9 protein-coding genes are annotated in these 8,859 nt (G+C 65.7%); 3 read left to right on the forward strand and 6 right to left on the reverse strand.

Going from position 1 to position 8,859, the window contains the following annotated elements; genetic code table 11:
• The first annotated feature begins 216 nt into the window (after positions 1-216).
• The 3 genes from VLF18_RS03300 to VLF18_RS03310 all read left to right on the forward strand — a co-directional run bounded on the left by VLF18_RS03300 (position 217) and on the right by VLF18_RS03310 (position 4,016).
• Complete coding sequence (locus tag VLF18_RS03300; RefSeq protein ID WP_325278194.1) at positions 217-804, forward strand: hypothetical protein; 588 nt, start codon at positions 217-219, stop codon at positions 802-804.
• A 118-nt stretch (positions 805-922) separates the two neighbouring features.
• Positions 923-1,507 carry an ECF-type sigma factor gene (locus tag VLF18_RS03305; RefSeq protein ID WP_325278195.1) on the forward strand — a complete coding sequence of 195 codons (585 nt, stop codon included), beginning with the start codon at positions 923-925 and terminating at the stop codon, positions 1,505-1,507.
• A gap of 34 nt (positions 1,508-1,541) precedes the next feature.
• Positions 1,542-4,016, forward strand: coding sequence for a protein kinase domain-containing protein (locus tag VLF18_RS03310; protein WP_325278196.1), 2,475 nt, complete (start codon positions 1,542-1,544; stop codon positions 4,014-4,016).
• Between the two features lie 434 nt (positions 4,017-4,450).
• Here VLF18_RS03310 and VLF18_RS03315 read toward each other — a convergent pair whose 3' ends face one another.
• From VLF18_RS03315 to VLF18_RS03340, 6 genes are all read right to left on the reverse strand, one after another.
• Positions 4,451-5,128 (reverse strand): imm11 family protein, encoded by a 678-nt coding sequence (locus tag VLF18_RS03315; protein ID WP_325278197.1) that lies wholly within the window; start codon positions 5,126-5,128, stop codon positions 4,451-4,453.
• Positions 5,129-5,158: 30 nt separating this feature from the next.
• The gene (locus VLF18_RS03320; RefSeq protein WP_325278198.1) at positions 5,159-5,536 is read right to left on the reverse strand and encodes a hypothetical protein; all 378 of its coding nucleotides are present in this window, start codon (positions 5,534-5,536) and stop codon (positions 5,159-5,161) included.
• 97 nt (positions 5,537-5,633) lie between these two features.
• Positions 5,634-6,740: a hypothetical protein gene (locus tag VLF18_RS03325; protein ID WP_325278199.1), complete on the reverse strand. Its 1,107-nt coding sequence runs from the start codon at positions 6,738-6,740 to the stop codon at positions 5,634-5,636.
• A 121-nt stretch (positions 6,741-6,861) separates the two neighbouring features.
• Complete coding sequence (locus tag VLF18_RS03330; protein WP_325278200.1) at positions 6,862-7,362, reverse strand: hypothetical protein; 501 nt, start codon at positions 7,360-7,362, stop codon at positions 6,862-6,864.
• 28 nt (positions 7,363-7,390) lie between these two features.
• Positions 7,391-8,617, reverse strand: a complete 1,227-nt coding sequence (locus VLF18_RS03335) for a hypothetical protein (protein ID WP_325278201.1) — start codon at positions 8,615-8,617, stop codon at positions 7,391-7,393.
• A gap of 58 nt (positions 8,618-8,675) precedes the next feature.
• Positions 8,676-8,859 (reverse strand): PAAR-like domain-containing protein (locus tag VLF18_RS03340; RefSeq protein ID WP_325278202.1); only part of this gene is annotated, 184 nt, incomplete at its 5' end.

Here is an 8,859-nt window from a genome sequence, read left to right on the forward strand (position 1 = left end):
CCGCACGCGAGCCTTGATCGCCGCACACCCGACGAGGTCTACTTCAACCTGCAGCAACTGCCCATGGCTGCTTAAACCACCGCAGAGCATTCCACTTAACGGACCGGGTAGAACTGTTCAAACGAGTGGGGCCAGCTCTAGCTGAGCAGCGACGGCGAACTGCAGACGGGCTTCGGTGCGGGCACCGGCACGGGCGGCGGCCGCGGCTTCGCCTTCGTGCAGTTCGACCGCGGCAGCAAAGAGGACCGCAACCGCGGCATCGCGGTGCGCACGTTCGGCTTCGGCATTCCGGCCAGCCCGTATCGCGACGAGATCTTCGCGCTCGCGAGCGTGGCGCAAGCCTGCGCGTCCGGGACCGGCATCGCCAAGCTCGACGACGAAGGCCATTACACGACGACCTTCGGAACTGGCGGCAAGCTGCGCTTCGGTGGCTGGGACGATCCCGGCAACCCGCAGGCCTGCGCGGTGTACGGTCCGGCCCAGCCGTTCGCGATCGCACGCGACGGCACCACGCTCGCGATCGCGGGCCAGGCCGACGCCGAGGTCGGCCCGGACTTCATCCCTTCGCCGATGCTTGCCGTCGTCGACAGCAACGACGGCAGCCTCGACCAGATCGCCACGGTCGCGATCGAACCGCCGTGGGCGACCTCCCCGGGCGATGGCGCGCTCTACGACGTCGCAAGCTCCGGCACCGGCAGCTTCACTGTCACCGGCGACGCCCGCGACCCGACGACCGGCAACACGCTGATGTTCGCGACCGCGCGCCTGGGCAACGACGCGATCTTCGCGGATGCCTTTGACTGAGCGCGCTGCCCGGCCGGCCGCGCGCCGGCCGGGCCCCGATCCTGGCCGCGCGCCATGTGCGAATCCGATTCAGGCCACGTGCTTGGCAGCACGGACCCGGGCGCGCTACGTTCCGCGCATGGAAGCGAAAGCGGCCGACAGCGTCACCGAAAGCGTCACCGAATGGCTGCAACGCTGGCGCCACGGGGACGCCGAAGCGCTCGAACGCCTGCTCCCCCTCGTGTACGTCGACCTGCGCCGGATCGCGCGCGGCATGCTTCGCGTGACACCGGGCCACCCAACCCTGCAGACCACCGCGCTCGTCCACGACGTGCTGCTGCGTCTGCTCGATCGCGCACCGTCCGACTTCGACGACACCGCGCACCTGCTCAACGCGTCCGCGCGCATGATGCGCCAGGTGCTGGTCGATCGCGCGCGCCGCAGTGCGAGCGCGAAGCGCGGCGGCGGCTGGCTGCGCGACGAGCTCGAGGTCGCGCTCGAACTGCCGATCCCGGACCGCACCGACCTCACGATGCTGGATCAGGCACTGGACGAACTCGAGTCCGTCCACGAGCGCATGGCGCGGGTGGTCGAGCTGCGCTACTTCGTCGGCCTCAAGGTCGAGGAGATCGCCAGCATCCTCGGCATCAACGAGCGCACCGTACAGCGCGATTGGGTCGCTGCACGAGAATGGCTGCGCGACCGGCTCGACCAGCCGGCCTGACCGGCGCTGCCGCGCGCCGTCGCGGCGGTTCTCGATGAGCGCCCGGGACTCCACCGCGAAGCAGGCGCTCAGGATCCTGCGCGATGCGCTCGACGTCGCCGACGGCAAGGAGCGCGACGCGTTCGTACGCGAGCGCTGTGGCGCGGATGCGGGACTGCTCGCGCGCGTCGGCGTGCTGCTGCGCGGTACCGGCGAGGCCGACGACGGCGCGTCAGAGCCGCCTCCGGCGACCGATCCGCTGATCGGCAAGTCGCTCGGGCCCTTTCGCGTGATCGAGCGCATCGGCCGGGGCGGCATGGGCATCGTGTACCGTGCCGAACGCGAGGGCGCCGATTTCGCTCAGGACGCAGCGATCAAGCTGATCCGCCGCGGTTTCGATTTCGACGACGTGCACGCGCGCTTCCTGCGCGAGCGGCGCATCCTCGCCCGTCTCGAGCATCCTAACCTCGCGCGCTTCATCGACGGCGGCGTCGCCCCCGACGGCCGCCCCTGGTTCGCGCTCGAGTTCGTGCGCGGCGAGCCCGTCACGCGCTGGTGTGACGCGCGCGCGCTCGACCTCCGCGCGCGCGTGCGCCTGTTCCTCGACGTCTGCGCGGCAGTTCAGCACGCACACACGCAACTGGTGATCCATCGCGACCTCAAGCCCGACAACATCCTCGTGGACGCCGAAGGCCGCGTGAAGCTGCTCGACTTCGGCATCGCCAAGCTGCTCGGCGGCGACGACGAGCCCCGCGCGTCGCCGACGACGATCGGCCTCCGCCACGCGCTGACGCCCGAGTACGCCGCGCCGGAACAGTTCGGCGGCGGTTCTGCCGGCGTCGCGACCGACGTGTACTGCCTCGGCGTGATCCTCTACGAGCTGCTCACCGGCGTGCTGCCCTACGAGATCGACCGCAGCGACCTCGCGTCCGCCGAGCGCGTCGTGCGCGAAACTCCGCCGCAGACGCCGCTGGCGGCACTCGCGCGCGCCTCCGGCGCGGATCGCCTGCACCAGCGCTGCACTACGCGCCGTGGCTATCGCCAGTTGCTGCGCGGTGACCTCGCGCACGTCCTCGACAAACCGCTCGCCAAGGAGCCCGAACGCCGCTACGCGACGGTGCAGGCCTTTGCGGACGACCTCGCACGCTGGCTGGACGGCCTGCCGGTGCGCGTGTCGGGCAGCGCGTTGGGCTACCGCGCGCGCAAGTTCGTGGCACGCAACCGTATCGCGATCGCTTTCGCGACGCTCGCAGGCGTGGCCATGGTCGCGGGCATGGCGGCGACGATCTGGCAGATGCGTGAAGCTCGCATCCAGCGCGACGATGCGCTCGCCGCGGCGAAGCGCTCCGACGCGATGCGCGGCTATCTCATGCTGATGTTCCGCGACGCGGCTCGGCAGAAGGATGCGGCGACGGTGAATGTGCGCGAGGTGTTCAAGTCCGGTGCCGCACGACTGTTCGACGAGTTCAAGGACGACCCGCTCGCGGGGCAGACCGCGGCCCTCATGCTGAGCGATCTGTTCATCCAGCTCGGCGACATCGAAGGCAGCACGCCGCTGCTCGAAAGGCTGCTGCAATGGCCGGGCATCGAGGCGAATCCGGAGATACAGGCAAACGCGCGCTATAACCTCGCGCAGATCGAAGTCGTACGCGGCAACACTGCGCGCGCGCGCGAACTGCTCGACCAGGCGCAGGCGTGGTGGGCAGGAAAGCCCGGCCGCGCGCGCGCGATCCTCAACGAGAGCCGCTCGACCCAGGCGAAGATCGAGCGCGCCGAAGGCAAGGTCGATGTCGCGATCACGACCCTGCACGAAGCGATCGCGGAGCGACGGGCGCAGCTACGGAATGACGATTTCATGATCGGCAACCTGCTCAACACCCTGTCGAGCGCGCTCGCCCAGGCCGGCCGCTACGAGGAAGCGGCGGCAAGCGCCGACGAAAGCCACCGCGTGTTCGAAAGCCTCGGACAGGCGGATTCGGATGGCGGCATGGCGGCGTTGAACAGCCGCGGCAACGCCGCGCTGATGATGGGCCATCCGGAACGGGCGTTGCCGGACTATCTTCGCGTCGCCGAGATGACGCGCGCGCTCTACGGTGGTACCTCGAAACTGGCCGCGTCGCTCAACAACGTCGGCGTCGCACTCAGCCGGCTCGGGCGCCTCGACGAGGCCTTGCCGATCTTGGAAGAGGCGTTGCGCCTCGCAATGTCCCAGAACGGCGAGCGTAGTCCGCTGGCCGTGACGGCGCGTGTATCGCTGGCCGAACTCCATGCTCGCATCGGGCGTACTGCGGACGCTTCGTTGCTGGCCGAAACGGCGGTCGGCATCGCGCAGACGGACTACGCGACCAACCGCATCCTGCTCGCGACGGCGTATCGCGCGCGCGCGCTGGCGCACCTGACCGCCGAACGCCGAACCGACGCGCGCGCGGACCTCGCGCGGGCCACTGCCCTGTTCGCCGCCGCCGGCAGGAGCGGAGAAGCCTATATCCGGCTCATGTCGCCGCTGCGCCAGGCGCTGGAGGCAGAGTGAACCCGCCGCACAGATGGACAGCGTCAACCATTGGCGAACTTTGGGCCGCCTGGGTGTCGTGCCCACGGGCCTGCCTAATTGCGTTGTCTCAGCGCGTACCGAGAAGGTCGGGAAGGCAGCCAGGAAAATTATGGATGTCCCCGAATCGCTGGGAGCAAAAACGGCGCGATGCCGCATGGTCATGGAACGATCAATTGATAACTTGGCATTAAGGCCGCGTAGTTGCCGCGGGCCGGCGGGCGATTGCATTGCGCTGCAGATCCTCGCGATGCCACCAACCTCGAAGGAGTCGCAGATTGCCTGGGTCGGTCGTATCGAGTTGCTCTAGCAGGATGCTGAGAAAGGGGCGTTGCCTGATTCTCAATCGCTTGCGCGATCGCCTCTCGTGCGATCCCTGTCGGGATCGCTCTAGCAGACTGCTTCTCAACAGCCTGCTAGATCGGCCTCGGCATCGCGGCGCCCGAAAAGGCTGCCGCGAACTGATCGGCGGCGCTCATCTCTGCGGGCCAATCAAACGTCGCCACGTCGGCAAACGCGATGCCTTTGAATTGAGCCTGCTGAGCGAACTCGAAAAAGCGCTGCGAACAGAACAGCGAATCTGTTTCCGGTGGAAGCAGGCGCAGTTTGAAAAGATCCTGGTCGAAGTCCTCTCGTATCCTCAGGCGGCGAATGCGCGTGTGCACGCCGTCGGAACTCTCGATCGACGAGTTTGCCGGATCGATGACGTCGGCCACCGGAAAGGCCTCGAAACGGCAAACCCAGTACGTGTTACCGGAAACGGGGCTTCCGCGCCGAGAGACCACGTCGACCCGCTGAAGGTCCTCGAAGCGAACGTTCATGTGCCGGCACGCAGCGACCAGCTCATTGCTCGCCAGGTAAAAGAACCGCGAGTCACTGCGCAGATCGAACGTGTACCGCGCATCCTCCGTGACGAAGACCAACCCTTCCGGAAACGGTCGGTGTGGCCGGCCTGATGAGGGATCGGCGTACCAGGGATAGTCTCCGTAGTCGCACGCATGCGCGTTTTCGACGAAGCTCCGGTGCAGTATTCCGTTGAGCAGGCCCAACGGGCAGCCGGGCTCCTTTTTCTGGGTCAGGATGTAGTGCTTCATGGGGAGTTCTGTCGCTGGGTAAGCGTCGAGTCATTGACGAGGGGCGATCCGAGCAGACCAATCGGATCCTGATTGATATAGGCCGCGCGTACGCGTGGTCTCGCGCGCGAGTAACCCGTCGGCGGTGTAATTCAGTTCGACGCGTGCATGCGCGTTGCGCGCCTGTACGAGCTGGCCATTGATGTTGTACGTAAATCGGCTGCGACTGACCTGCGGCCGCGCGCTGTCGGGTTTAGCGCAAAGTTTATCGGTCAGACGACCAAGTTCGTCGCGCTGGAAGTGTGCGCGCAGTACGCCGCCATGACCCGGCGCGAGCCAGGCCGCACCATCGGGCACGCCATCTGCGCTTTCGACGAGCTCGCCGGCGACGTTGTAACGCCTTCCGGATGTTGACGAGAGCGCACGCACGATCCCTACCCGGCCAGCCCGGCGGAGCGCGTTGACGGAAAGTTCACGCCAAGACTGCGTCTACGACACGCATCCCGTTCAGCCGCGACGAGATCGATCAGTAGCGGCGCGCGAAGAGCTCGTCCTCGAGGAACGGCGCGAAGCATGTCACGCGATAGACCTGCCAATCGATCAGGCTGTACATGACATGGAGTATGCAGCCGGGTAATTTCCACTTGAGCGCCGCCGTGTCGAGATCGACGACCTGCGCATCGGCCGCGCGGCCGACTCGTGCGATGACCTGTTCCGGCGTGTCGTGAAACTGGATGTCGAACGGCAGCCGGCCTTCATAGCCGTCGCTGAGCATGTCGCCGCGGCGATTGACGCGGAAACCGGCGAACACGCTGCCGTCCCGGATGAACTCGCGCTTCTGCAGCTGGGGATACTCCGCCGCGTTGCGATAGTAGAGCGCGATGCCGTGCCGCGGGATCAGGTTCGGCACTTCGTCGCAATCGGCCATGTCGAAATCGGCGGACTGCCAGCCCAGGGGCTCCAGCAGCCCTTCGAGCGTTTCGTCATAGGTACTGACACCGAGCAGACTGATCAGCTGCTGCAGATCGACCGCATCGGCATCGACGTCCGATGCGGCCAGCCCCAGCATGCGGCGGTCGAACCGATGCAGCGGCCGTACGTGCACGATGCCGACCTGCCCGCCGTCGAGGTAGGACACGTTGATGGCCCAGTGCGCGTCGAGATAGAGGTCGGCGGCCAGCCCGTGAATGACGCGGCTCGCCGTCGGCATGCCGAGGCGTTCCTGCACCTGAGGCCGCGTCAGATCGAAACGAAGGCCGCGCGGCAGCTGGCCCGCATAGCCGCGATAGCCCTGCACGCCGGGCGCGTAGAACGCGACCTGCTTGAGTACGAACGCGCCGGTGGCGGGCGCACGCTCGAACAGCCGCTCGAAATTGTCGCTGCCTTCGTAGATCAGGCAGACGCTATGACGCTCGACTTCATCGATCTCGCTGGCGCGCGCGTTCTCGTAGGCGAGATCTCCGTCCTCGGCGAACGACGGATCCTGTTCGGCCAGATGTGGCCGCGTCTCGATGCCGTGCGCATCGAGCCACGCGGCGAACTCGGGATGCTGCGGTGATTCGCCGAGGAAGCGCAGCAGCACCGACGTGTCCACTTCGGGAAAAAAACGGGACGAAACCGCCGTCGTAGTCATGGTCGTCGTTTGCGCCAATGCAGGGTGAGCAGCAGACCGTGTTCGGACAGGTTAGGCATGCCCGGTCCAGCGCCGTCGGTCATTTCCTCGGCGACGCCGCCCGACAGGGGTGCCCTCGAATTCAGGGACACAGCCCCTGCTGCCGGTTGAACTTCGTCGGCAATGCGACTCGCACCCAGCGCACGCTGGCACCGCCGACGGCGAAGTTGACGACGACCAGCCGATCGTCGACGCAGTATGTGTTCTGCGGACCGTCCTTCTTGTCACCGGCGAGTTGCTTGCGCGGCGCGCCGAGCAGCGATGCCGCTTCCGCTTCGGTCGTCGTAAAGCTCAGCCCGAAAGGCAGCGTTCCGCTGAAGCCGGTATTGCCTTCGACCTTGTCGCCGTAGAAGTCGACACCGCGCAGCACGAACTTGCCCTCAGAGCGCGGCTCTCCAATCGCTTTGCGAAATCCGTCCGGATCCCGGTATTCGAACGCGAGCCCTTTCTTGGCGTCTCCGACAGGATCGACGTCGTCTTCCCGCTTCGGCCGCACAGTCACACCATTCCTGCTGAGGAAATCGTCCAGCACCGGATCGACCGAAGCATGCCCCAGCAGTTCGACAAGCTGATTACCGTCCATATCGACTTAGTCCGTCTCGAAATTGGGTTTACGAACCCGTGATCTTCTTGATGTACTTGTTGTCGCGAATGATCTCGTCGAACAGTCCATCGAAATCGAAGTTTCGCATTTCCTCTGCGGCTTTTCGATACGCCTCGCTGCAGCCGTGATCCTTGGTATCCATCGAGCGCTGGATCGCATCGGTGTCATCCTTCACCGCTTTGCGCAAATTGCCGGCGTCTTTCGTGGACTGCTTGCCGGTATTCTTTCCGCCATACGTGCGTCCTTCTTTGTGCACGTCTTCGGGAACCACGATGGTCGGCGCTTCGCGGTACAAATGATTGAGCACGGATTCGCGCTGCGTTTTCGACAGATCGTCCCAGATGCCCATCTCCTCGAGCTTTTCCTGGAACGCCTTCTTGAGCGCCGCACCGGACGGCACATGATCGGCGTTGATTACGCCTTTCTGCTTCGGCATGTTCTTGTACCTGCCGAACTTACCGCAATCCTTGTGTGGTTTCTGTTTCTTGACCTTGCCGCCTTCGGCTTCTTTCGCTTTTTTCTCCGCGGCTTCTTTCTCGGCTTTCTCGCGGGCTTCTTTTTCGGCCCTCTCGCGCGCCTCGCGCGCCAGCTTTTCCCGTGCCGCCTCTTCGGCTTCGCGCGCGAGCTTTTTCTCGCCCTGCTCGATCGCCGCACCGACCCCCTTCTTGCCGTACTTCGCCGCCGTCGCCGCCTGACCGCCGGCCGGCCACATCGCCGCCGCATCGAGCGCGGCGTTGACGTAGTCGCCCTCGGCGACGTAGACCAGCGCGCCGACGCCGTTGGCGACTTCGCCGACCACGGGTACGAGGCCGATGACGTCGAGCACGCCGTGCGTGACGTCGCTGCCCCAGCTCTTCCACCAGCCCTTTTCTTCCTGCCCTTCCGGCGCCTTCGGTGTCGGCGCACTGCTGCTGCCGCTCAGGTTCGGGCTCGTCTGCGGAACGATGAGGCCTTGCGTATTCGCGATCGGGCCCGGTTTGCGCTGGTTGTTCGGCTTCACGCGGCCGGTCTTGGGGTTATCCCACCAGTCGCCGGGATCGGCCTTCTGGAGCGCCTGCATATCCGCCGTCCACTGACCCGGCTGGCCGTTCGGATATTGCTCCACGCCCCACTGCAGGATCTGGTTCGGCCCGTCGAAATAGCCCTGGGCCGTGACGAGATTCGGCGTCTTGAAGTACTGGAACGAATTCGGGCCCAGCGAAGGCGTCGAATACCAGCCGGGTTGAAAACTCATGGCGGCGCGCTCCGCCCCGGCGCGCGCGACAACGGCAGAACGATCACGGTCGCGCTCCTCATGGCTTCTTGAAATTCATCCAGACCGTGTCGCCGGTGCGGACGAGCTGCCTGCCGTTGACGTAGACGCTGCGGCTCTTGGTGATGTTGTGGCTGATCAGCTCGTTGGTCTGCGAAATGATGCCCTTGCCCATCCCGGGCTGGTCGCCCATCACTTTGTCGACGTAGCTTTCGTTGTGCAGA

The organism is Tahibacter sp. (assembly GCF_035481375.1).
In the GTDB taxonomy this organism is placed as follows: Bacteria; Pseudomonadota; Gammaproteobacteria; order Xanthomonadales; family Rhodanobacteraceae; genus Tahibacter.

Excerpts from the sequence above, each read along its gene's own strand:
- VLF18_RS03305 (WP_325278195.1), top strand. The coding sequence starts at position 923 with ATGGAAGCGAAAGCGGCCGACAGCGTCACCGAAAGCGTCACCGAATGG.
- VLF18_RS03310 (WP_325278196.1), top strand. The coding sequence starts at position 1,542 with ATGAGCGCCCGGGACTCCACCGCGAAGCAGGCGCTCAGGATCCTGCGC.
- VLF18_RS03315 (WP_325278197.1), bottom strand. The coding sequence starts at position 5,128 with ATGAAGCACTACATCCTGACCCAGAAAAAGGAGCCCGGCTGCCCGTTG.
- VLF18_RS03325 (WP_325278199.1), bottom strand. The coding sequence starts at position 6,740 with ATGACTACGACGGCGGTTTCGTCCCGTTTTTTTCCCGAAGTGGACACG.
- VLF18_RS03330 (WP_325278200.1), bottom strand. The coding sequence starts at position 7,362 with ATGGACGGTAATCAGCTTGTCGAACTGCTGGGGCATGCTTCGGTCGAT.
- VLF18_RS03335 (WP_325278201.1), bottom strand. The coding sequence starts at position 8,617 with ATGAGTTTTCAACCCGGCTGGTATTCGACGCCTTCGCTGGGCCCGAAT.